18 protein-coding genes and 1 tRNA gene are annotated in these 23,529 nt (G+C 74.2%); 8 read left to right on the top strand and 11 right to left on the bottom strand.

Annotated elements, in window-relative coordinates:
• Positions 1 to 348: 348 nt before the first annotated feature.
• On the top strand, positions 349 to 2,634 hold the full coding sequence (locus ACZ6Y7_RS02615; protein ID WP_465756025.1) for a transglycosylase domain-containing protein: 2,286 nt from the start codon (positions 349 to 351) through the stop codon (positions 2,632 to 2,634).
• A 238-nt stretch (positions 2,635 to 2,872) separates the two neighbouring features.
• Here the strand turns inward: ACZ6Y7_RS02615 and ACZ6Y7_RS02610 are convergent, their stop codons facing one another.
• On the bottom strand, positions 2,873 to 3,325 hold the full coding sequence (locus ACZ6Y7_RS02610; protein WP_465756024.1) for a GatB/YqeY domain-containing protein: 453 nt from the start codon (positions 3,323 to 3,325) through the stop codon (positions 2,873 to 2,875).
• A 199-nt stretch (positions 3,326 to 3,524) separates the two neighbouring features.
• On the opposite strand from ACZ6Y7_RS02610, the gene ACZ6Y7_RS02605 reads away from it, so the two are divergent.
• The 3 genes from ACZ6Y7_RS02605 to ACZ6Y7_RS02595 all read left to right on the top strand — a co-directional run bounded on the left by ACZ6Y7_RS02605 (position 3,525) and on the right by ACZ6Y7_RS02595 (position 5,398).
• Positions 3,525 to 4,280, top strand: a complete 756-nt coding sequence (locus ACZ6Y7_RS02605) for a CGNR zinc finger domain-containing protein (RefSeq protein WP_465756023.1) — start codon at positions 3,525 to 3,527, stop codon at positions 4,278 to 4,280.
• A complete protein-coding gene (locus ACZ6Y7_RS02600) occupies positions 4,280 to 5,224 on the top strand; it encodes a metallophosphoesterase (RefSeq protein ID WP_465756022.1) in 945 nt (314 codons plus the stop codon). Before ACZ6Y7_RS02605 ends, ACZ6Y7_RS02600 begins: the two co-directional genes overlap by 1 nt.
• Before the next feature lie 100 nt (positions 5,225 to 5,324).
• Positions 5,325 to 5,398 (top strand) — tRNA-Pro (locus ACZ6Y7_RS02595).
• A 226-nt stretch (positions 5,399 to 5,624) separates the two neighbouring features.
• On the opposite strand, the gene ACZ6Y7_RS02590 is transcribed toward ACZ6Y7_RS02595, so the two are convergent.
• Entirely contained in the window at positions 5,625 to 8,372 is a 2,748-nt protein-coding gene (locus ACZ6Y7_RS02590; protein ID WP_465756021.1) for a helix-turn-helix transcriptional regulator, read from the bottom strand.
• A gap of 190 nt (positions 8,373 to 8,562) precedes the next feature.
• Here ACZ6Y7_RS02590 and ACZ6Y7_RS02585 point away from each other — a divergent pair, with 190 nt between their 5' ends.
• From ACZ6Y7_RS02585 to ACZ6Y7_RS02570, 4 genes are all read left to right on the top strand, one after another.
• Positions 8,563 to 8,940 (top strand): nuclear transport factor 2 family protein, encoded by a 378-nt coding sequence (locus ACZ6Y7_RS02585; RefSeq protein WP_465756020.1) that lies wholly within the window; start codon positions 8,563 to 8,565, stop codon positions 8,938 to 8,940.
• A 130-nt stretch (positions 8,941 to 9,070) separates the two neighbouring features.
• Positions 9,071 to 10,663 (top strand): MFS transporter, encoded by a 1,593-nt coding sequence (locus tag ACZ6Y7_RS02580; protein WP_465756019.1) that lies wholly within the window; start codon positions 9,071 to 9,073, stop codon positions 10,661 to 10,663.
• Between the two features lie 272 nt (positions 10,664 to 10,935).
• A complete protein-coding gene (locus ACZ6Y7_RS02575; protein ID WP_465756018.1) occupies positions 10,936 to 12,825 on the top strand; it encodes a S9 family peptidase in 1,890 nt (629 codons plus the stop codon).
• Positions 12,822 to 13,487 carry a hypothetical protein gene (locus ACZ6Y7_RS02570; protein ID WP_465756017.1) on the top strand — a complete coding sequence of 222 codons (666 nt, stop codon included), beginning with the start codon at positions 12,822 to 12,824 and terminating at the stop codon, positions 13,485 to 13,487. Before ACZ6Y7_RS02575 ends, ACZ6Y7_RS02570 begins: the two co-directional genes overlap by 4 nt.
• A 15-nt stretch (positions 13,488 to 13,502) precedes the next feature.
• Here ACZ6Y7_RS02570 and ACZ6Y7_RS02565 read toward each other — a convergent pair whose 3' ends face one another.
• From ACZ6Y7_RS02565 to ACZ6Y7_RS02525, 9 genes are all read right to left on the bottom strand, one after another.
• Positions 13,503 to 14,291, bottom strand: coding sequence for an SURF1 family protein (locus ACZ6Y7_RS02565; RefSeq protein ID WP_465756016.1), 789 nt, complete (start codon positions 14,289 to 14,291; stop codon positions 13,503 to 13,505).
• 128 nt (positions 14,292 to 14,419) lie between these two features.
• A complete protein-coding gene (locus tag ACZ6Y7_RS02560; protein ID WP_465756015.1) occupies positions 14,420 to 15,709 on the bottom strand; it encodes a hypothetical protein in 1,290 nt (429 codons plus the stop codon).
• Positions 15,702 to 16,247, bottom strand: coding sequence for a SigE family RNA polymerase sigma factor (locus ACZ6Y7_RS02555; protein ID WP_465756014.1), 546 nt, complete (start codon positions 16,245 to 16,247; stop codon positions 15,702 to 15,704). The genes ACZ6Y7_RS02560 and ACZ6Y7_RS02555 overlap by 8 nt, the downstream gene beginning before the upstream one ends.
• Before the next feature lie 306 nt (positions 16,248 to 16,553).
• Positions 16,554 to 17,609 (bottom strand): aspartate-semialdehyde dehydrogenase, encoded by a 1,056-nt coding sequence (locus ACZ6Y7_RS02550; RefSeq protein WP_465756013.1) that lies wholly within the window; start codon positions 17,607 to 17,609, stop codon positions 16,554 to 16,556.
• Between the two features lie 60 nt (positions 17,610 to 17,669).
• Positions 17,670 to 18,950: an aspartate kinase gene (locus ACZ6Y7_RS02545; protein ID WP_402220197.1), complete on the bottom strand. Its 1,281-nt coding sequence runs from the start codon at positions 18,948 to 18,950 to the stop codon at positions 17,670 to 17,672.
• A gap of 346 nt (positions 18,951 to 19,296) precedes the next feature.
• Positions 19,297 to 19,959 (bottom strand): DUF5063 domain-containing protein, encoded by a 663-nt coding sequence (locus tag ACZ6Y7_RS02540; RefSeq protein WP_402220195.1) that lies wholly within the window; start codon positions 19,957 to 19,959, stop codon positions 19,297 to 19,299.
• On the bottom strand, positions 19,952 to 20,551 hold the full coding sequence (gene recR / locus ACZ6Y7_RS02535) for a recombination mediator RecR (RefSeq protein ID WP_329927284.1): 600 nt from the start codon (positions 20,549 to 20,551) through the stop codon (positions 19,952 to 19,954). Before recR ends, ACZ6Y7_RS02540 begins: the two co-directional genes overlap by 8 nt.
• 335 nt (positions 20,552 to 20,886) lie before the next feature.
• The gene (locus ACZ6Y7_RS02530) at positions 20,887 to 21,225 is read right to left on the bottom strand and encodes a YbaB/EbfC family nucleoid-associated protein (RefSeq protein ID WP_402220194.1); all 339 of its coding nucleotides are present in this window, start codon (positions 21,223 to 21,225) and stop codon (positions 20,887 to 20,889) included.
• Between the two features lie 91 nt (positions 21,226 to 21,316).
• Positions 21,317 to 23,491, bottom strand: a complete 2,175-nt coding sequence (locus ACZ6Y7_RS02525; protein ID WP_465756012.1) for a DNA polymerase III subunit gamma and tau — start codon at positions 23,489 to 23,491, stop codon at positions 21,317 to 21,319.
• Positions 23,492 to 23,529: the final 38 nt, after the last annotated feature.

Raw genomic sequence — 23,529 nt, 5'->3', positions numbered from 1 at the left:
GCTCACTCGTTGGAGTGATCGCAGGTCGCACGCCTTGCCAAAAGCGGGGCCCGCACTCTCGCCGCAGGCGTCATCACGGAGTGTAACCGTTCACGCCGATGCAGCAGGCCTTGGCCGCCTCAAAAACCGGACAGATATGGGCAATTCGGGCAACTCTCTCCACCCACAAGAGTGAGTGATGTTGACGCACCGAAGCTGTACCAAGGCTGTGACAAGCCTAGGCGAACACCTGCCCCTCTGTACGGGAATCCGGGACGTAGGGTTCTCCCCATGGCACCGAAGCGCCCACAGGCATCCCAGCCCCCAGGCAACACCGGAGCTCCGCACGGCAGGAGCGGCGGATCACCGTTGGACCACGTCGGCAACGGCGTGAAGTTCCTGGGCGTCAGCGTGCTCTCCGGAGTCCTGCTGGCAGGCCTCGCCCTGCCCGCCGTCGGCGCCATCGGGCTGACCGCCAAGGACACGGCGGAGAGCTTCGACAACATCTCCGACGACTTCAAGACCCCGCCGCTCACCCAGGCCACCCAGATCTTCGACGCCAAGGGCGGCCTGATCGCCAAGGTCTACGAGCGCGACCGCACCGTCCTCACCGCCGACCAGATGTCGCCGTTCATGCGGCAGGCCCAGGTGGACATCGAGGACGCCCGGTTCTACGAGCACGGCGCCGTCGACCTCAAGGGCGTGCTCCGCGCGATCAGCAAGAACGCCGAGAGCGGCACCGCCTCCCAGGGCGCGTCGACGCTCACCCAGCAGTACGTGAAGAACGTCAACGTGGAGAAGGCCGGCGACGACCAGGCGGCCGTCCTGGAGGCCCAGCGCAAGACCCTGGGCCGCAAGATCCAGGAGCTGAAGGTCGCGATCAAGCTGGAGGAGGACCTGACCAAGGACCAGATCCTCACCAACTACCTCAACATCACCTTCTACGGCCACCAGGCCTACGGGGTCGAGGCGGCCTCCCAGCGCTACTTCAGCAAGAGCAACAAGGACCTGACCATCGCCGAGGCCGCCACCCTGGCCGGCATGGTGCAGAACCCGTCGTCCTACGACCCGGTGCGCTACCCCGACAACACGGTCAAGCGCCGCAACGTCGTGATCGACAAGATGCTGGAGAACAAGCACATCACCGCGGACCAGGCGAAGGAGGCGAAGGCCGCCCCGCTGGGCCTGAAGTACAAGGACCCGCAGAACGGCTGCATCACCGCCCAGGCCGGGATGGGCTTCTTCTGCGACTACGTCCGCCACGTGATCAAGCAGGACCCGGTGTTCGGCAAGAGCGCCGACGAGCGCAAGAAGCGCTGGGACACCGGCGGCCTGAACATCTACACCACGCTGGACCCGGACAAGCAGGCCGCGGCCCAGAACGCCGTCACCAAGAAGGTCAACGTCACCGACACGGTGTCGGCCGCCGCGACCATGATGGAGCCGGGCACCGGCAAGATCCTGGCCATGGCCCAGACCCGCCCGTACGGCCTGGACCCGAACAAGAACCAGACCGTCGTCAACCTCAACGTGGACGCCGCGATGGGCGGCGGCAACGGCTTCCAGACCGGCTCGACCTTCAAGCCGATCCTGGCCGCGGCGGCGCTGGAGTCGGGCATGTCGCCCACCCAGTCGTTCCCGTCCGAGAACAAGATCGAGTACCCGCAGATGTCCACCTGCTCGGGCACCTGGAAGAACGTCCCCGCGCCGGGCGAGGGCAAGGCCACGGTGAAGAACGAGTCCGACAAGGAGGTCGGGCCGTACCAGCTCAAGCAGGCCATGGCCCTGTCGGTCAACACCTACTTCGTGCAGATGGAACAGCAGGTCGGCCTCTGCGCGATGAAGCAGATGGCGAACAAGCTGGGCATCACCCAGTCCGCGAAGGGCGACCCCTTCAAGGAGGTGCCCTCGATGGTCCTGGGCACCCTGGAGCTCTCCCCGCTGACCATGGCGAACGTCTACGCGACCTTCGCCGCGCGCGGCAAGTACTGCACCCCGGTCGCGATCAACAAGATCACCACGGTGGACGGCAAGGACCTCCCCGTCCCGCAGACCCAGTGCAGCCAGGCCTTCTCCGAGGACACCGCGGACAAGCTGAACACCGTCCTGCTGAACGTGACCGAGAAGGGCACCGCGGCCGCGCTGGGCCTCGACGGCGGCCGCAAGATCGCCGGCAAGACCGGTACCACCGACGAGAAGAAGGCCGCCTGGTTCAGCGGCTACACCCCGTCGCTGGCCACCTCGGTCTGGCTCGGCGGCCCGGCCGGCGGCGTCAAGATGAAGAACATCAACATCGGCGGCAAGCACTTCGACGAGGTCTTCGGCGCCGACGGCCCCGGTCCGATCTGGCAGATGGCGATGAACCAGGCGCTCCAGGGCACGCCGATGGAGCCGATCCAGACCGCCGACATCCCGGACCCGCAGCCGACCACTCCCCCGGCCGCGACCCAGCCGGCGGCCGACCCGAACCCGCAGCCCGGCGGCACCAACGCCGGTGGCAACGCCGGTGGTGGCCCCGGCGGTGGCGGCCCCGGCGGTGGCGGCCCCGGCGGTGGCGGCCCCGGCGGGATGATCGGCGGCGGGTTCACCTTCCCGCCGGGCATGATCGGCGGCGGGAACGGCGGCAAGCACGGCGGCGGCAACGGCAACGGCTGACCCGCGGCCGGCCGGCTGCTGACCGCCCGGGCCGAGCCCGCGCACGATGACGAAGGGGCGTCCTCCGGTTCGGAGGACGCCCCTTCGGCGTGCTGCCGGGGTCTCGGCGTGCTGCCGGGGTCTCGGCGTGCTGCCGGGGTGACGGGCCGTCGGGGCCGGGAAGGCACCCGAGGGCGCTACCGGGCCACTCGGTCCCGGCCGGCGCGCGGGTGCCCGGTCGGCTCGTCGCCGGCGGCGGTCAGGACAGCGCGGCCTTGACGGCGGCGGCGACCCGGCCGCCCTCCGCCAGACCGTCCACCTTGGGCTTGACCAGCTTCATGACGGCGCCCATCGCCTGCGGGCCGGTCGCGCCGCTCTCGGCGACGGCGTCCGCGACGATCCGGGCCAGCTCCTCGTCGGAGAGCTGCTTGGGGAGGTAGCCGGCGAGCAGCTCGCCCTCGGCCCGCTCCCGGGCGGCCTGGTCGGTGCGACCCGCCGCGTCGAAGGCCTCGGCGGCCTCCCGGCGCTTCTTCGCCTCGCGGCCGATCACCTTCAGCACGTCGGCGTCGGACAGCTCGCGCTTCTGCTTGCCCGCCACCTCCTCGCTGGTGACGGCGGACAGCGTGAGCCGGATGGTGGAAGCGCGCAGCTCGTCCCGGTCCCTGATGGCAGCCGTGAGGTCTTCCTGCAGCTGCTCCTTGAGCGTTGTCATTTCCTCTTCTTATCCTTCGGCTGTGGGTGCTCTCAACCAGGTTTCCACCGGGTATCCCCTGCGGTTGCGCAGGTGACCGAGTATGCCGTGCCGAGGGCCGTCGACCGGCGACCGCGCGTGCCCGCGGGCACCCCGCGTTCCCCCGTTCCGGCCGTAACCGGTCAAACCGGTCAAACCGGTCGTGCCTACCCTTGGCCCCATGACCGACGGAGCCAACGCAAGCGGCGGAGCCGACCGCACCCCGACCCCGCCCGGGGTGCTCCTCACCACCCCCGCGGGCACCAGCTTCCACTTCGACCCCGGCGCCACCTGCCTCGAACTGCTCACCACCGGCGGCCCGGGCCCGTACACCCGCTACGAGGTCCTCCACCGGCCCGCCGACCTCGCCGCCTGGCTCCCCCGCTCCAGCCTGCGACTGCCCGCCGACGCCGTCCGGATCACCGCCCCCGAGCTGGCCGCCGCCCGTACCCTGCGCGACGCCCTCTGGCGCCTCGCCGCCGCCCGCGCCCACGGCGAACCGGGCGGGGCCGAGGACTACGCCGTCCTCAACCGGGCCGCCGAGCACCCCCCGCTGGTCCCCCGGATCGCCCCGGACGGCACCGCGGCCGCCCCGCTGCCCGCCGACGGCTCCCAGCTGGTCTCCACCCTCGCCCGGGACGCCATCGCGCTGCTCACCAGCCCCTACGCCGACCGGGTCCGCGAGTGCGGCGCGCACGACTGCCGGCTGCTCTTCGTCGACACCTCCCGGCCGGGCCGACGCCGCTGGTGCTCCATGGAACGCTGCGGCAACCGCCACAAGGTCCGCGCCCTGCGCGCCCGCCGCGAGCCCCGCCCCGCGCCACCGGCCTTCCCCGGGCACGGCTCCGGCCCCGGCGCTGTCCCTGGCCCCGGCGCCGGCGGCCCCGGCCACGCCGGGCGTGCGCCAGCTGATCGACCGTCTGAGAGCATGGGCTGATGCGACCGCTGTACTCCGTTCCCCTCGGCTTCGCCGCCGCCGGCGCCGCCTGCCTCGCCTACTCCGCCGGGTACGAGGTGCGGGCCTTCCGCCTCCGCCGGGTCGAGGTCCCCGTCCTCCCCCGCGGCGCCCGGCCCCTCCGGATCCTGCAGGTGTCCGACATCCACATGGTGAGCGGCCAGGGCAAGAAGCAGCGCTGGCTGAAGAGCCTGGCCGGCCTGCGCCCCGACCTCGTGGTCAACACCGGCGACAACCTCTCCGACCCGCTGGGCGTCCCGGCCACCCTCGACGCGCTCGGACCGCTCATGGAGTTCCCGGGCGTCTACGTCTTCGGCTCCAACGACTACTACGGCCCCGCCCGCAAGAACCCGGCCCGCTACCTCCAGGCCATGCGCAGCGGCGTCCACGGCATGAACAACCCGGACGGCACCGCCCGGCGCGGCATCACCGGCGCCGTCCACAACCCCTGGGAGAAGCTCCGCGACGGCTTCGACGCGGCCGGCTGGCTCGACCTCACCAACACCCGCGGCCGCCTCACCCTGAACGGCCTCGACCTCGAGTTCACCGGCCTCGACGACCCGCACATCCGCCGCGACCGCTACAGCGAGGTCTCCGGCGGCCCCTCCGCCGACGCCGACCTCTCCCTCGCCGTCGTCCACGCCCCCTACCTGCGCGTCCTCGACGCCTTCACCGCCGACCGCTACCCGCTGATCCTCGCCGGCCACACCCACGGCGGCCAGCTCTGCATCCCCTTCTACGGCGCCCTCGTCACCAACTGCGACATCGACACCCGCCGCGTGAAGGGCCTCTCCACCCACACCGCCGGCGGCCGCCGCTCCTACCTCCACGTCTCCGCCGGCTGCGGCACCAACCGCTACACCCCCGTCCGCTTCGCCTGCCCCCCCGAAGCCACCCTCCTCACCCTCACCCCCGCCCCCCGCTGACCCCCGCCGGACGCCCGCCCGAAACCGGATTTCGTGTCTCGGCGAGCGTCCGGTAGAGTTCTACTCGTTGCGACGGAGACGGAGCGACAAACCGCAAGACCGGGGTGTGGCGCAGCTTGGTAGCGCGCTTCGTTCGGGACGAAGAGGCCGTGGGTTCAAATCCCGCCACCCCGACCCAGTGCAGAGGGCCCATCGGAGAGATCCGATGGGCCCTCTGACGTTGTATCCGCCCCCGGCGCACCGGCCGTGACCCCCGTCACCCGGTCACCCCGCACCATCCTCGGCCCCCTCGGGCGGCGCTCCGCAGCCCTCGGCCGACGGCGATGCCGACGACCGGGGCCGAACCGGCCCGGGGCCCCCGCCGACAAGCGCTCGGCTGTGCCCCGGGCCGCACCCGTCCTCAGAGGACCGTGGCGAGTTCGGTGCGGGAGGTGATGTTGAGCTTCGGGTAGGCCTTGTAGAGGTGGTGGGCGACGGTGCGGGGGCTCAGGAAGAGCTGGGCCGCGATGTCGCGGTTGGTGAGGCCCTGGGCGGCGAGCCGGGCGATCTGGAGTTCCTGGGAGGTGAGCGGGGACTGCGGGGGACCCGTGGGGTCCGGGGCGGGGGTGCCGGTGGCGGAGAGTTCGGTGCGGGCGCGGGTGGCCCAGGGGTGGGCGCCGAGGCGGTCGAAGGTTTCCAGGGCGGCGCGCAGGTGGGGTCGGGCGTCGGTGCGGCGGCGGGTGCGGCGCAGCCATTCGCCGTAGAGGAGGGCGGTGCGGGCCTGTTCGAAGGGGCGGTGGCCGGGTTCGTGGCGGGCGAGGGCGGCGCGGTAGGCGGCTTCGGCGAGTTCGTCGGGGCCGAGCAGGGCCTGGCAGCGCAGTCGGAGGGCTTCGGCCCACGGGCGGTCGGCGGCGGCGGCCCAGCGGGCGAAGCGTTCGTACGGTTCGGCGGCGCGTTCGGGGGTGCCGAGGCGGACGGCGGCCTCGACGAGGTCGGGCACGGCCCGGGTGGCGCTGACGTGGTGCCGGTGCGGGCCGGTGGTGAGGGTGTGCAGGCGGTCGGCGGCGTCGCCGGCACGGCCCTGGCCGAGGTCGAGCAGGGCGAGGGCCCACTGGGCCCAGGGGAGGCCGGCGGCGGGGGCGGCGGTCTGCGGGCCGGTGGTGGCGAGGGCGGTGGCGGCGAGTTCGGCGCACCGGTCGGTGCGACCGTCGAGGGCGGCCAGGTAGGCGAGCAGCGCGGTGAGTTGGCTGACCCACTGGTGCTGGCCGGTGTCGCGGGCGAGTCCGAGGGCCTCGGTGGCGGTGAGCTCGGCGTCGCGGTGGCGGCCGTGGAACAGTTCGGCCTCGGCGAGGAAGAACTGCAGGGTGGGCATCACGCCGACGGTGCCCTTGGCGCGGGCTTCGGCGACGAGTTCCGCGCCGAGTTCGGCGGTCTCCTCGTCGCGGCCGAGCACGAGGGTGGCGCCGCACAGCTGGACCAGGTCGACGGGGCTTTCGGCCCCGGCCCGTCGGGCGGCCTCGGCGGTCTCCCGGACGGGCGGCAGCGGTGCGCCCGCAGGTCGGCCGAGGGCGGGGAGGACGGCGGCAGGCAGGTGGCGGGCGAGCGGGGCGAGGGGGTGGCCGTCGGCGAGCGGGAGGGCGGCGAGGCGGTCGAGGACGGCGACCACCGGCTCCTCCCCCGCGTACCAGGCGGTGTGGAAGGCCTGGAAGAGCATCCGGGCGGCGTGCGACGGGTCGATGCCGGTGCCGGCGGCGTCGAGCAGCAGCCGGTAGGCGGTCGGGTACGAGCCGCGCCAGAAGTGCGCGGTGGCCCGGACCTGGTCGAGCAGGGCGTGCGCCAGCACGCTGTCGGTACGGGCTGCGGCCTCGTCGGCGAGCGCCTCGGCCCTGGCCAACTCGCCCTCCTCGGTGGCGGCTTCGGCGGCCAGGACGAGTCGACGGGTGGCGGCGTCGCGGTCCGGGGTGAGTCGGGCGGCGCGCTCGTACGCGGCGGCGCCGCCGCGTCCGCCGTGCCGCTCGGCGCGGACGGCGGCGCGTTCCAGGGCGTCGGCGAGCTCGGCGTCGGGGGCGGTGGCGGCGAGGGCGAGGTGCCAGGTGCGGCGGTCGCCGTCCGGCAGCGCCCCGGCCACGGCCCGGTGGACGCCCGACTTCTGGTGGTGCGGCGCGCGTTGGAGGATGGCCGAGCGCAGCAGGGGGTGCCGGAAGGCGATCCGACGGTCGGCGGTCACCGTCACCAGACCCGACTCCTCGGCGGGGGCGAGGTGTTCGGCGGTGACGCCCAGCGCGGCCGCGGCGGGCAGGACGACGTCGAGTTCGCCGCGTTCCTCGGCGGCGGCGACCAGCAGCAGGGTCTGGGTGGCCCCGGGCAGGCCGGTGACCTGGCCGTGGAAGGCGATCAGCAGCCGGCTGGTGAGCGGCAGGCCGTCCGGGGGCGGGCCGCCCCGCTGGTGCGCCTGCGACCCGGCGGTGACGGGGAGTTCGGTGAGCGCGAGCGGGTTGCCGGCGGCCTCGGCGAGCAGCCGGTCACGGACGGCGGCGGGCAGGTCGGGGCCGGTCCGCCGGGTCAGCAGCCGGGTGGCGTCGGCCTCGGCCAGGGCGGTCACCTCCAGCGTGGGGAGGCCGAGCCCGCGTTCCGCCGTGACGTCCGCCGCGCCGGCGCCGGTGCGGGCGGCGAGCAGTAGGGCCACCCCTTCGGCCTGGAACCGCCGGGCGGCCAGCAGAAGCGCGTCCAATGAGGCCCGGTCCAGCCACTGCAGGTCGTCCAGTACGCACAACAGCGGCTTTTCGGCGGCGAGTTCGGCGAGCAGGGCGAGTGTGGCGAGCCCGACCAGCAACCGGTCCGCCGGCCGGCCGGGGGCGTCCCCGTCGTCGGCGAGTCCGAAGGCGGCCTCCAGGGCGCGTCGTTGCGGCCCGGGCAGGGCGTCCAGCCGGTCCAGTCCGGGCGCGAGCAGCAGGCTCAGTCCGGCGTACGGCAGTTCCGCCTCGTACTCGACGCCCGTCGCCCGGATCACCCGGAAGGTCTCCCCGGCCCGCGCGACGGCGTCGTCCAGCAGCGCGGTCTTGCCGATGCCGGCCTCGCCCCGGAGCAGCAGGACTCCACTGCGACCGGCCCGTGCCGCCTCCAACAGTCCGTCGACGGCGGCCTGTTCGTCTTCCCTCCCGTACAGCATGCCCCCGACCCTACTCATCCGGTCCGCGCCACCCGGCGCGGATCTCCCCGCCGTGGGGCGGCGGCGCCCCGTCCGACACCTACGTACCCGCATGCCTATACGTGACGGATTCGCCGTCGACGGCCCGTCCCTACCGTGGTGAGCACCGGGAACGACCGGCCGACCACCCACCGGAACACGGGAGATGACGATGACCGAGATCACCACCGCCGCCCTGCAGCAGCTCGCCGAGCGCTACCTCGCGGTGTGGAACGAGACCGACCCGGCGGCCCGCCGCAAGCTGATCGACGAGGTGTGGGCCGAGGACGGCCGCTACACCGACCCGCTGGCCGCGGTCGCCGGCCGGGACGCGATCGACGCGCTGATCGGCGCGGCCCAGGCCCATTTCCCGGGGCTGGAGTTCACCCTCGGCCCGGTGGACGCGCACCACGACATCGCCCGCTTCACCTGGAACCTCGGACCGGCCGGCGCCGAGCCGGTGGTGATCGGCTTCGACGTGCTGACGGCCACCCCGGACGGCCGGATCGGCGCGGTGTACGGCTTCCTCGACCGCGTGCCGGGCGCCTGAGGGCCCGGCCCCGGCCGCCGAGGGGCGGGCCCTCCCCCACGGCCCGCGGCCCGCCCCTCCCCGGCCCTCCCCGCCCCGCGCCGATCCACCGACGCCCCGATCCACCGACGCCCCCGGAGGAGAGCCCGAGATGGACACCGCCCTGAACGCCCGCCGCCCGACGCCGACCGCGCCTGCACCCGTGCCCGCACCGGCGCCCGCCCCCGCACCCGCCCCCGCACCCGCGCCGAAAGCCGCACCGCGCGCCACGCCGGAAGGATCACCGCACCCCACACCGGAAGCCGGCCCGCCCCCCAAGGGCCTGCTCCCGGTCGTCCTGACCGCCACCTTCATGACCGCCCTCGACATCTTCGTCGTCAACGTCGCCCTCCCCTCCCTCCAGGGCGACCTCGGCGCCGGCCCGGCCGCCGTCCAGTGGGTGATGGCCGGCTTCAGCCTGGCCCTGGCGGCCGGTCTGGTCACCGCCGGCCGCCTCGGCGACCGCTACGGCCGCCGCCGGGTGTTCGGACTGGGCCTGGCCCTGTTCACCCTCGCCTCGGCGGGCTGCGGCCTCGCCCCGACCGCCGCCGCGCTGGTCGGCGCCCGGGTGGTGCAGGGCCTGGCGGCGGCACTGATGGGACCGCAGGTGCTGGCGATCCTGCGGACCGCGTTCAGCGGCCCGGCGCAGGCCCGGGCCTTCGCCCGGTACGGGCTGACGATGGGCGTCGGCGCGGTGTTCGGCCAGCTGATCGGCGGTCTGCTGATCCGCGCGGACCTCTTCGGGCTCGGCTGGCGCAGCTGTTTCCTGATCAACCTGCCGATCGGCCTGGCCGCCCTCGTGATGGTCCGCCGCTGCCTGCCGGAGTCCCGCGCCGCCCAGCGGCCCGGCCTGGACCCGGTCGGGGTGCTGCTGGTCACCACCGCGCTGACCGCCTTGGTGCTGCCGCTGATCCAGGGGCCCCCGCTGGGCTGGCCGCTGTGGACCGCCCTCTGCCTCGGCGCCTCCGTCGTCCTGCTCGCCGCCTTCGCCGCGCACCAGCACCTCACCACCACGCACCGGAGCGGGGGCGCCGGCACGGCTCTGGTCGACACCCGCCTCTTTCGCAGCCGCGCCTTCAGCGCCGGTGTGCTCGCCCAACTCGCCTTCTGGCTCGGCCAGGGTTCCTTCTTCCTGGTGCTCGCCCTGCACCTGCAGTTCGGCCGAGGCCTGGACGCGCTCGGCGCCGGGCTGGTCTTCACCGCGATCGGCCTCGGCTACCTGATCACCTCCAACACCACCCACCGGGTCACCGCCCGGCTCGGCGGCCGCCGCACGATCACCGTCGGCGGGCTGCTGATGGCCGCCGGGCTGGCCATGCTCGCCCTCGCCGCGTACGGCAGCGCGACCGGCACCGTGCACGGCGCCGCCCACGACGTCGTGCTCAGCACCGCGAACAGCGCCGCGCACGGCAGCGTCTGGTGGCTGGTCCCCGGGCTGTTCGTGGACGGCCTCGGCATGGGCCTGGTGATCGCCCCGGTGACCGCCGTCGTCCTGGCGGGCGTCGAGCCTCGGCTGGCGGGCTCCGCCGCCGGGGTGGTGTCCACCGTGCAGCAGGTCGGCGGGGCGCTCGGGATCGCACTGATCGGCCTCGTCTACTACGGCGCCGGCGACCCGACCGCCGCCTTCGGCCGCAGCGTCCTGGTGCTGGCCGCGCTGGAGCTGGTCCTGGTGGCCCTGGTCCGCCTGCTGCCCCGCGGGAACTGACGCCCCATCCGACGGCCGTCCCCCGCACCGAGCCCCCGCGCCCGCGCACCGCGCCCTCTCGCACCGAGCCCCCGCACACCGCGCCCGCGCCCCCTCGCACCGCGCCCGCGCACCGCGCCCCCTCGCACCGCGCCAGGGCCCACCAACCCGGGCGGGCACCGGCGGGCACCGACCGCCGCACTCCCTCCCGCACGCCCCCGAACCACCGGGCGGGTGGCCTCGGGCCCACCCGCCCGTTCCATTCCCTCCCCCCGATCGGGTTGGATGGTCGGATGAGCGAGGAGAAGAGCGCCGTTCCGGCGTGGGAGCAGCGGTTCAGGGCGGCCCGGGTGGGGCTGCCCGACTGGGCGGAGGAAGCCCCCGACCGGGCGTTGTACGTGTCCAACGCGACCGGCACCTACGAGGTCTACGCCTGGGACCGCGCCACCGGCACCCACCGCCGGGTCACCGACCGCCCGAACGGCACCACCGATGCCGAGCTGTCCCCGGACGGCGCCTGGATCTGGTGGTTCGACGACCACGACGGTGACGAGTTCGGCATCTGGCGCCGCCAGCCGTTCGCGGGCGGGCCCGACGAGGAGGCCGTGCCCGGCCTCGCCCCCTCCTACTCGGCCGGTCTGGCCCTCGGCCGCGACGGCACCGTGGTCGTCGGCCGTTCGACCGACGAGGACGGCACCACCCTGCACCTGTGCCGGCCCGGCACCGCGCCGGTCGAGATCTACCGGCACGCGGAGTACGGCGGCGTCGGGGACCTCAGCCACGACGGCACGCTGCTCGCCATCGACCACACCGAGCACGGCGACGCGATGCACTCCGCGATCCGCGTGGTCCGCATCACCGCGGCCGGCACCGTCGAGACCGTCGCCGAGCTGGACGAGGTCACCGGCCGGGACGAGCCGCGCGGCGTCGCCTGCCTCGGCTTCGCCCCGGTCGCGGGCGACACCCGCCTGCTGGTCGCCCACCAGCGCACCGGCCGCTGGGAGCCGATGGTCTGGGACGTCGCCACCGGCGCCGAGACCCCGCTGGAGCTGCGCGACGAGCAGGGCCGCGAGCTGCCCGGCGACGTCTCCGCGCAGTGGCGGCCCGGCGCCGAGGAACTGCTGGTGGAGCACGAGTACGAGGCGCGCAGCGAGCTATTCACGTACGCGCTAGCCGACGGCCGGCTCGTCCGCCTGGAGACCCCGCGCGGCACGGTCAGCGGCGCCACCGCCCGCCCGGACGGCACCGTCGAGTACCTGTGGTCCTCCGCCGCCGAGCCGTCCGCCGTCCGGTCGACCGCCGGGACGGTCGTGCTGCGGGCGCCCGGCCCGGTGCCGCCGGGGTCGGTCCCGGTCGAGGACGTCTGGGTGGACGGACCCGGCGGGCGGGTGCACGCGCTCGTGCAGCGTCCGGCCGGCACCGGCCCCGAGGACGGCCCCCTCCCGACCGTGTTCGAGATCCACGGCGGGCCGACCCACCACGACAGCGACTCCTTCGCCGCCGGCCCGGCCGCCTGGCTGGACCACGGCTTCGCGGTGGTCCGGGTCAACTACCGCGGCTCGACCGGCTACGGCCAGGCCTGGACGGACGCCCTGCACGAGCGGGTCGGCCTGATCGAACTGGAGGACATCGCGGCGGTCCGGGAGTGGGCGGTCGCCAGCGGCCTCGCCGACCCGCGCCGGCTGGTGCTCGCCGGCGGCAGCTGGGGCGGCTACCTGACGCTGCTCGGCCTCGGCGTCCAGCCCGACGCCTGGGCACTCGGCCTCGCCGCCGTGCCGGTCGCGGACTACCACACCGCGTACGCCGACGAGATGGAGGCGCTCAAGTCGCTGGACCGCACGCTCTTCGGCGGCACCCCGGAAGAGGTCCCGGACCGCTACACCGCCTCCTCGCCGCTGACGTACGTCGAGCAGGTGCGGGTGCCGGTGTACATCAGCGCCGGGGTCAACGACCCGCGCTGCCCGATCCGGCAGATCGAGAACTACGTCGAGCGGCTGGAACAGCTCGGCAAGCCGCACGAGGTGTACCGGTACGACGCCGGGCACGGCTCGCTGGTCGTCGAGGAGCGGATCAAGCAGCTGCGACTGGAGATCGACTTCGTCCGCCGACACCTGCCCGCCGCCTCCGACGACACCGCCTCCGACGACGCGACCGCCGCCCACGGCGCCGGGGAGTCGGTGTGAGACGCGGGCTCATACTCGCCGGGGCGGTGGTGGCCGGCGCCCTGGTGCTCACCGGCTGCTCGGGGTCGCGCGGCGAGAACGCCTCCTGCCCGCCCCCGGCCGGCCCGCCGGCCCCGAGCCCCACGGCCGCCAAGCCGGCCGTACCGGCCCCGCCCACCACCGCACCCGCGGCCCCGCCCGTCCCCGCCTCCCCGCTGGCGGCGACGGCGACGGCGACGGCGACCAAGGCGAGCGCGGTCGGGCCGGGAGCGTCCGGGGCCGGAGCGGCCGCCGCCCTGGCTGCGTACCAGCCGCCCGACGGCGACGGCACCGTCCAGCTCGCCAAGGGCTCGAAGGGATCGAAGGGGTCGAGCGGCTCCAAGGGCTCGTCGGGCTCCGGGTCCAAGGGCTCGAAGAACGGCCGCACCGTGCACCACCACATCGACCACTACGCCTCGGACGACACCGTCGGCAGCGGCGGCCACGGCCACTGCCCGGGCAACCCGACGCCGGTGCCCGTCAGCCCGACGGCGCCGACTCAGCCGCCGTTCCCACCGCAGGCCCCGGCACCGCGGCTGCCGACGCCGGGGCTGCCGATCCCGGCACTCCCGCCCCCGGGGGTGCCGCCGGTGATGCCGACGGCCGGGGCTCCGGTCCCCGCACCGGTGCCGACCAAGCGCTGAGCGGTCGGCCCCCGCTCAGTCCAGGACCGGGTCCAGTCCCAGGGCCCGGTCCTGCTCCGCCTCCGCCTCACGGCGCAGCAGGCGGTACCACATGAAGACGACGAAGCCCGCGAAGACGAACCACTCCAGGGTGTAGCCCAGGTTCTGGAACGCGCGCAGGGTGAGACCGTCCCCGCCCTGGGGCTGCACGGTCGGCACGGGCGTCAGCCCGGCGGGCGCCTGGTCGGCGGCCACCCAGCCGTCGTACCAGCCGTCGTACTCCAGCACGTTCAGCAGCGAGGCCCGGTTGATCATGCCGAGCTGCCCGGCCGGGAGCCCGCCGGCCACCGCACCGTTGGCACCCACGGCCTCGTTGGCCTGCAGCCGCCCGGTCACCGTCACCTGCCCGCCCGGCGGCGGCGCGGCGGCCGCCCCCGCGGCCGGTGCCCCGGGCGCCCAGCCACGCACCACGGCGACGGCGTGCCCGTCGGCGGTGCGCAGCGGCGTGAGCACGTAGTAACCCTGCTTGCCGTCCACGACCCGGTTGGGCACGAGCAGCTGGTGCTCGGTGTCGTAGCTGCCGGTCACCGTGACGGGCTTGCCGACCGTCTCGGTGGTCACCTGCGGGGTCGCCGGACCGAGCAGCGCGTCGATCGGCCGCACATCACCCGAAGCGGTGATCGCCTTCTCGGTCTCCTGGTGCGTGGACACCCGGTCCTCGAACCGGCCGAGCTGCCAGGAGCCCAGCCACACGCACACCGCCACGGCCGCCACGGCCACAGCGGTGCCGCCCAGCCATCGCGGAGTCAGGAGGAACCGGTACACACCCCCCACGGTAACCAGTCCTCACACCCGCCCCGCCCCCGGGCCCGGTCCTACCGGTCCCTCCCGGCCGGCGGCGCCCACCGCGCCGGAGCCCCCGCAGCGGCGGCCCCCGTCCCACCGACCACCCCTCACCCCGCCGAAGGCGAACCCGACACCACCGCCCCCGACCCGCCCACCGCCTGCACCCCACCGCGGTACAGCGTCCCGCTGCACGCCACCGGCAGGATCGCGGTGGCCGCCGTCGGGCTGCCCGGGGCGGGGGTGTGGGCGATGGTGGCGGTGGCGGCGGAGGTGGTGGGGTTGGCGGTCGGCGTTGCGGTGGGGCTGGGGGCCGAGGTGGGCCCGGCCGAGGGGGAGGAGGTGGCCCGGGGGTTGACGCTGGGGGCGCCGGTGGCGCCCGAGGCCGGGACGCCGGAGGAGACGGGGGCCTGGGAGGTCAGGGACGCCTGGTTGACGCCGGTGGGTGCGCTGGTGGCGCCGCCGGGGTCGGTGCAGCTCTGGTCGGGGATCCAGGCGAACGGCACCCGGTACCCGCTCTGCGGGCCGAGGACCGGCGGCTCCGCGTCCATCGCGGTGAGGCCGCCGGCCGGGTCGCCCGGCGCGTGGTCGGCGGTGCGGACGCGGTTGCGGTCGCCGCCGCTGACGCCTGTGACGGCGACCGCGCCGGGCCCGCCGAGGCGGCAGCTGTGCCCGGAGACGTTGTAGACGGTGAACGAGCCGTAGATGCGTCCGGCCGCGTCGGCCGTACCGACTTGGGCGATGCCGCCGCCGAGGTCGGTGCGGGTGCAGAGCGGGACGATGCCGCCGTCGCCGGCTCCGGAGGTGCCGGTGGGCGTGACGGCGCCGTCGGTGCGCGGGGCTCCGGTGCCGGGGGTGTGCGAGGTGGCGGCCGGACCGGCGGCGGGCGGGGCGTCCCCGGTGCCGGTGAGGCCGGTGGGCCGGGCGCTGCCGGGACCGCTGGTGCCGATGGCGCTACCGCTGGGGGAGGTGGCGGCGGGGCTCTTGGCGTCGGCCGAGCCGGGGCCGCCGGAGAGTCCGAGGTGCTCCCCTTCGTGCAGCACCGGCAGGGCGATGGCGACGGCGAAGGCGAGGGCGGCCGCACCGGTCCAGGCGCCCCGTCGGGCGGCTCGTCGACGGGGTACGGCGCTGCGGATCCGGGACAGTCCGCCGGCCGAGGGCTGGATCCCGGCGACGGCGTGGTGCATCAGCTCCCGCACCACCCGTTCGTCGGTGGACAGCCGGGACGCCCCCGACAGCTCCGACAGGTCCGACTGCTCCGATAGGTTCGACAGCCCCCACGCCACCGCGCGCCCGCCGTCACCGGCCGGGCCGCCCGCGCCGTGTACGCCCCCCAGGCCGCCCGCGCCCGCGCCGCCCGGGCCGTCCACCGCGCGCCGGGCGCCGTCAGCCTCAGCCATGACCGGCCTCCATCTGGGCGCGCAGGGCGGCGAGTCCGCGCGAGCCGTAGGCCTTCACCGAGCCGAGTGAGATGCCCAGGGTGTCGGCGACCTGCGCCTCCGTCATGTCCACGAAGTAACGCAGCACCAGAACCTCCCGCTGACGGCGTTGCAGACCCCGCAGCGCGGCCTTCAACTGGTCGCGCTCCAGGGCATCGTAGGCACCTTCTTCTGCACTGGCCATGTCAGGCATGGGCTTCTGCAGCAGTCTCAGCCCGAGGATCCGCCGGCGGAGCGTGGAGCGGGAGAGGTTGACGACGGTCTGTCGCAGGTAGGCCAGGGTCTTCTCGGGTTCGCGCACCCGGCGCCGGGCGGCGTGCACCCGGATGAACGCCTCCTGGACGACGTCCTCACAGGTCGAGAGGTCGTCGAGGAGCAGCGCGGCGAGCCGCAGCAGCGAGCGGTAGTGCGCCTGGTAGGTCTCGGTGAGCAGGTCCTCGCTGGTACCCGCGTCGGTACCGGCACCGGAGTCCGCCGCACCGCGTGCGGCCGCCGTCATATGGTCGTCTTCCGGCCTACTCGCAGGCCTCGGGGCGCGCGAGGGGAACGACACCACGGCCCTCGCCGGAATGCCCGCCCTCGCCCCCACCATCACGTCCGCCACGCCCGTTGGACACTCGATCCCCTGTCATGGTTGCCCAGCCCGGGGCCCATTCTTCCGCATGGGCGGAAGGGCCCTCCAGGGGATTACCTCGGGATTCCGGACAGATTGTGTCGAGGAGCGGACACAGGTATGAACGCAGGTGCGGACAGAACCGGGCAGATCGGAACACACGTCAGGACCGCACCGCCCCGCTCCTCGGCCCTAGCAGGCCGTCAGCTCGCCCGCCACCAGCTCCGCGATCTGGAGCAGGTTGAGCGCCGCTCCCTTGCGCAGGTTGTCCCCGCACAGGAAGAGGTCCAGCGCGTCCGGCTCGTCGAGGGCCCGGCGGACCCGCCCGACCCAGACCGGGTCGGTGCCGACCACGTCGTTCGGGGTGGGGAACTCGCCCGCCGCCGGGTCGTCGTAGAGGACCACGCCGGGGGCGTCCCGCAGGATGTCCTGCGCGTGCTCCTGGGTGACCTCGCGCTCGAAGCGGGCGTGCACGGCCAGCGCGTGGGTGCGGACGACGGGGATGTGGACGCAGGTCGCGGAGACCTTCAGCGCGGGCAGGCCGAGGATCTTGCGGGACTCGTCGCGGATGGCCATCTCCTCGGCGGCCCAGCCGCCCTCGCGCAGCCCGCCGGTCCACGGCACGGCGTTGAGCGCGAGCGGTGCGGCGAACGGCCCGTGGTCGGCGATGGTCGCGCGCAGGTCGCCGGTCTGCCGGCCGACGTCGGTGCCCGCGACGAGCGCGGTCTGCTCGCGCAGCGCCGCTTCGCCGTCCCGGCCCTCGCCGTCGGCGGCCTGGTAGGAGGCGACCACGAGCTGGCTGAGCCCGTACTCGGCGTGCAGCGCGCCGACGGCCGCGATCATCGCGAGGGTGGTGCTGGCCGGGCTGGCGACGATGCCGCGCGGGCGGATCCGCAGCGCGGCCGCGTTGATCTCGGGGACGACCAGGGGCACGTCCTCGGCGGTGCGGAAGGCGGCCGAGTCGTCGACGACCACGACGCCCTTGGCGGCCGCGATCGGCGCCCACTGGGCGGCGACCTCGTCGGGGACGGCGAACACGGCGACGTCGACGCCCTCGAACGCCTCCTCGCTCAGCGGGAGGACCTCGACGGCCTCGCCGCGCACGATCGCCTTGCGGCCGGCCGAGCGCGGGGAGGCGACGAGTCGGACTTCGCCCCAGACGTCCTGACGGAGCGAGAGCAGGCCGAGCAGCACCTCGCCGACCGCGCCGGTGGCGCCGACGACGGCGAGGTCGGGCCGCCGGGTCATCGCCCGGTGTCCCGGCTCGGCTCCCGGGTCATCGCCGGGTGCCTCCGCTCCGCCGCCGGGTCATCGCCCGGTGCCGCCGTAGACGACGGCCTCGTCCGTCTCGCTGTCCAGGCCGAAGGCGCTGTGCACGGCGCGGACGGCCTCCGGCACGTCCTCGGCGCGGGTGACGACCGAGATGCGGATCTCCGAGGTGGAGATCAGCTCGATGTTGACGCCGGCGGCCGACAGCGCCTCGAAGAAGGTCGCGGTGACGCCCGGGTTGGAGCGCATGCCGGCGCCGACCAGGGAGATCTTGCCGATCGCGTCGTCGTAGCGCAGCGACTCGTAGCCGATGCCGTCCTTGACCCGGCCGAGCGCGTCGATGGCCTTCTGGCCCTCGGTCTTGGGCAGGGTGAAGGAGATGTCGGTCAGGCCGGTGGACGCGGCGGAGACGTTCTGCACCACCATGTCGATGTTGACCTCGGCGTCGGCGATGGCGCGGAAGATGCGGGCCGCCTCACCGGGCTTGTCGGGCACGCCGACGACGGTGACCTTGGCCTCGGAGGTGTCGTGGGCGACTCCGGAGATGATGGCCTGCTCCATCTCGCCCCCTTCGGGCTGGTTCGGGTTGTCGTTGCTGACGATCGTCCCGGGGAGACCCGAGAAGGACGAGCGTACGTGAATCGGGATGTTGTAGCGGCGGGCGTACTCCACACAGCGGTCGAGCAGCACCTTGGAGCCGGAGGACGCGAGCTCCAGCATGTCCTCGTAGGCGATCCAGTCGATCTTGCGGGCCTTCTTCACCACGCGCGGGTCGGCGGTGAACACGCCGTCCACGTCGGTGTAGATCTCGCAGACCTCGGCCTTGAGGGCGGCGGCGAGGGCGACGGCGGTGGTGTCCGAGCCGCCGCGGCCCAGGGTGGTGATGTCCTTGCTGCTCTGGGACACCCCCTGGAAGCCGGCCACGATCGCGATGTTGCCCTCGTCCAGGGCGGTGCGGATGCGGCCGGGCGTGACGTCGATGATGCGCGCCTTGTTGTGGACGGAGTCGGTGATGACGCCGGCCTGGCTGCCCGTGAAGGACTGGGCCTCGTGACCCAGGGATTTGATCGCCATGGCCAGCAGCGCCATGGAGATGCGCTCTCCGGCGGTCAGCAGCATGTCGAACTCACGGCCGGCAGGCAGGGGAGACACCTGCTCGGCGAGTTCGATGAGCTCGTCCGTCGTGTCGCCCATCGCGGACACCACGACGACGACCTCATGGCCGGCCTTCTTGGCATCAACGATCCGGCGGGCCACGCGCTTGATGCCCTCGGCATCCGCAACGGATGAGCCGCCGTACTTCTGCACGACAAGGCCCACGTGCGCTCCTCGACTCGTGTCGTCTTCCGGGGGCCCGAGCCCCCGGTACCCCCGGGTGGAGGGGGTGTGCGGTCCGCGCCAGTCTACCGAGCAGGGGTGCCCTGACCGGCGCTTTCCATATGATGAGACGCCCGTTTCACCAGGTGACCGGCAGGACGGAGGGCCCCACCGGCAGGTCTGCGGGCAATGCGGTGCGGGCCCGAAGAATCCGCGGACCGGCGGACGGCGATCCGGTGGGATTTCCCTTCCGGGCGGATCCCTGAGGCCTTCGTCACACTCGGTGGCGCCGCCGCACCGCGCCGGCGGCACCTCGACGTGGGCGTGCCGCCGTGGACCCGCCGCAGACCTACCGCTGCAGCCCCAGCTCGGCCGCCATCAGGTCGCCGGCCTGCTGCTCCAGCTGCTCGTCGGTGAGCCCGTCGTCGTCGGTGTCCGCGCCGTCCGGCACCGCGCCGATCGGGCTGTCCAGCCGGACGTGCGCGATCAGCGACTGCAGCGCCCGCAGCACCGCGCTGCAGGTCGTGCCCCAGTTGGACAGGTAGGAGAACTGCCACCACCACAGCGCCTCGCTGACCCGGCCCTCGCGGTAGTGCGTCAGCCCGTGCTGCAGCTCGCTGACCACACCGGCCAGGTCGTCCGAGATCCGGAAGGCGTTGGGCTTCTCCGGGGGGCCGTACGGGTCGAAGACCTCGTGGTAGACGTCGATCGGCGCGAGCAGCTCGGCCAGCCGCTCGCGCAGCTGCTCGCCGTCCGGCTCGGGACCGGCGTCGGGCTCGAAGCGGTCCTCCGGGACGACGTCCTCGATGGCACCCAGCCGGCCTCCGGCCAGCAGCAGCTGCGAGACCTCCAAGAGCAGCAGCGAGACCGCGCTGCCCGGCTCGTCGCCCTTGGCGACCTCGGTGACGGCGAGCACGAAGCTCTCCACCGAGTCGGCGATCTGCACGGCGAAGTCGTCGGGCTCCGAGCCGTGCGCGTGGGTGTGCTGCTGGTTGATCGTCCGGTCAGACATCGAGCAGTCGTCTCCCTTCGAAGGCGCGGCCGAGGGTGACCTCGTCCGCGTACTCCAGATCCCCGCCGACGGGCAGGCCGCTCGCCAGACGGGTCACCTTCAGGCCCATCGGCTTGCAGAGCCGGGCCAGGTAGGTGGCGGTCGCCTCCCCCTCCAGATTGGGGTCGGTGGCCAGGATCAGCTCGGTGACCGTGCCGTCCGCGAGGCGCGAGAGCAGCTCGCGGATGCGCAGGTCGTCCGGGCCGACGCCCTCGATGGGGCTGATCGCGCCGCCCAGCACGTGGTAGCGGCCGCGGAACTCACGGGTGCGCTCGATGGCGACGACGTCCTTGGGCTCCTCGACCACGCAGATGACGGCGAGGTCGCGGCGCGGGTCCAGGCAGACCCGGCACTGCTCGGCCTCCGCGACGTTGCCGCAGACCACGCAGAAGCGGACCTTGTCCTTGACCTCCAGCAGCGCGTGGGCGAGCCGGCGCACGTCGACCGGGTCGGCCTGCAGCACGTGGAAGGCGATCCGCTGGGCGCTCTTGGGCCCGACGCCGGGCAGCCTGCCCAGTTCGTCGATCAGGTCCTGAACCACGCCCTCGTACAACGTCGCGCCTTCCTTCGGATGGTCGGTGGTGCCCGGTGCCATCATCCAACGAATCGGGCGTCGGACACAGCGCCCGACGCCCGACTCCCACATAAATCACATGGGTCTGTCGTCTGAACTTCAGACCCTCTCCGGGCCCCGTCGCTCAGCGCACCCGGCCCGGCACGACGTGCTCGGCACGGAGCCGCCCGGGCCGCGGGGCCCGGTACCGCACGGCCCGGAACCCCGGGAACCGCAGAACTCAGAACGGCGGGCTCAGGCTCGGAACAGCGGGCTCAGAACGGCGGCCTCAGGCTCAGAACGGCGGGCTCAGGCTCAGAACGGCGGGCTCAGGCTCAGAACGGCAGGCCGGGGATGCCGCCGCCCAGGCCCTGGGTCAGCGGGCCCATGCGCTCGGCCTGCATCTTCTGCGCGGTCTGGTTCGCGTCCCGGACCGCCGCCAGGATCAGGTCGGCCAGGGTCTCGGTGTCCTCCGGGTCGACGGCGGCCGGGGCGATGGTCAGCGCCACCAGCTCACCGGCGCCGGTCACCGTCGCCTCGACCAGGCCGCCGCCCGCCGTACCGGACACCTTCGTCTCGGCCAGCTCCTGCTGGGCCTTCGCGAGATCCTGCTGCATCTTCTGCGCCTGCTTCAGCAGCTGCTGCATGTTGGGCTGGCCACCACCGGGGAACACGGCTCTCTCCTTGCTGTCACGGCTGTCTGCGGTGAGTCGTACGTCACCGCCGAGCCTACGTGCTGCGTCCTGCTCGGGTGCCCCCGACGGCTCAGCCGCCCCGGTGGTGGATCTCCTCCAGCACCGTCGCCCCCAGCTCGCGGATGATCAGGTCCTGGCCGGAGAATGTGTCCTCCTTGAGGTCCGGGTCGTCCTCCTCCGGGATGTCGTCCTCCGGGGCCACCGACTGCACCGGACGGGACGGGGGCGGCGCGACCGGCGGGGCCTGCACCGGCGCGGACCGCGCGGGCGGAGCCTGCACCGGCGGCGCCACCGCGGGCACCGGAGCGGGGGCGGGCGCCGGCATCGCCGGCGGGGCGGCCGGACGGGCCGGGGCTCCCCAGCCCCCGCCGCCCTGGGCACCGCCGCCCGGAGCGCCGCCGCCCGGGGCGGCTCCGGCACCACCGGACGGGTCGACGATGCACTCGATCCGCCAGTCCACGCCCAGCGCGTCGGCCAGCGCCGCGCGCAGCACGTCGTCGCTGTTGCTGCCGACGAAGCTGTCCCGGGCGCCGGCGTTGATGAACGACACCTGGAGCACACTGCCGTCGAACCCGGCGACCTGGCCGTTCTGGCTGAGCAGGATCCAGGTGAAGCGGCGGCGGTTCTTCACCGCCTCCAGGATCTGCGGCCACAGCTGCCGGACCTGCGCCGCGCCCTGCTGCGCGGCGGCCGACGGCTGCCCGCCGGGAGCCGCCGCTGGGGCCGGAGCGGGTGCGGCCACCGGAGCCGGCACCGGAGCGGCCTGCGGCTGCGGCGCGGCGGGGGCCGGCGTCGCGGGAGCCGGGGCGGGCGCGCCGCCGCCCGCGGGCGGGAAGCTGCGCGGGATCGGCCAGGCACCGGGCGCGGGCCCGGCGGGCGCGGCCGCGGGCGGCGCGGCCTGCACGGGAGCCGCCTGCACGGGGGCCGGCTGCACGGGAGCCGCCACCGGCACGGCCTGCACCGGAGCCTCGACCGGCGCTTCCGGGACCACCCCGGGGACAGCCGCCGGGACTCCCGCCGGAGCCGCCGCCGGCATCCCCACCGGCCCGGCCCCCGGTGCCGCCATCGGCGCGGCGAAGCCGCCCGCCGCCGCCCGGCGCTCCAGCTTGTCCAGCCGCGCCTGCAGCGACAGCTCGTCGCTGTACGCGCCGGGCAGCATCACCCGGGCGCAGATCAGCTCCAGCTGCAGCCGGGGCGCTGCGTTGCCGCGCATCTCGGTCAGCCCGGTGTTGACGATGTCCGCGGCGCGGCTCAGCTCGGCCGCGCCGAACGCGTCCGCCTGCGCCTGCATCACCGCGACCCGGTCCGCCGGGGCGTCGATCAGGCCCTTCTCCCCGGCGTCCGGCACGGTGGCCAGGATCACCAGGTCGCGCAGCCGCTCCAGCAGGTCGGTGACGAAGCGGCGCGGGTCGTGCCCGCCCTCGACCACCCGGTCGATCACCTGGAACACCGTGGCCCCGTCGTGCGCGGCGAAGGCGTCCACCACCTCGTCCAGCAGCGCGGAGTCGGTGTACCCGAGCAGGGCCGTCGCCATCTGGTAGGTGACGCCGTCCTCGCCGGCCCCGGCCAGCAGCTGGTCCATGACCGACATCGAGTCACGCACCGAGCCCGCCCCGGCACGGACCACCAGCGGGAACACCGCGTCCTCGACCTGGATGCGCTCGCGGCCGCAGACGTCCGCCAGGTAGTCGCGCAGCGTGCCGGGCGGGACCAGCCGGAACGGGTAGTGGTGCGTCCGGGACCGGATCGTCCCGATCACCTTCTCCGGCTCGGTGGTCGCGAAGATGAACTTGAGGTGCTCCGGCGGCTCCTCGACCACCTTGAGCAGCGCGTTGAACCCGGCCGAGGTCACCATGTGCGCCTCGTCCAGGATGAAGATCTTGTACCGGCTGTGCACCGGCGCGAAGAACGCCCGCTCGCGCAGCTCTCGCGCGTCGTCCACACCACCGTGCGAGGCGGCGTCGATCTCGATCACGTCGATCGAGCCGGGCCCGCCGGTCGCCAGGTCCCGGCAGGACTGGCACTCCCCGCAGGGCGTCGGCGTCGGCCCCTGCTCACAGTTCAGACAGCGGGCCAGGATGCGCGCGCTCGTCGTCTTCCCGCAGCCGCGCGGCCCACTGAACAGGTACGCGTGGTTGACCCTGTTGTTGCGCAGGGCCTGCTGGAGCGGAGCGGTCACGTGCTCCTGCCCGATGACCTCCGCGAAGGTCTCGGGGCGGTAGCGGCGGTACAGGGCTAGGGACACACCACCGACGATATCGGGACGGACGGACAAACGCGTCG

The organism is Kitasatospora sp. NPDC053308 (assembly GCF_055585785.1).
Note: the sequence above shows the minus strand (reverse complement) of the source record. Positions and strands in the feature narration are given on the sequence as shown.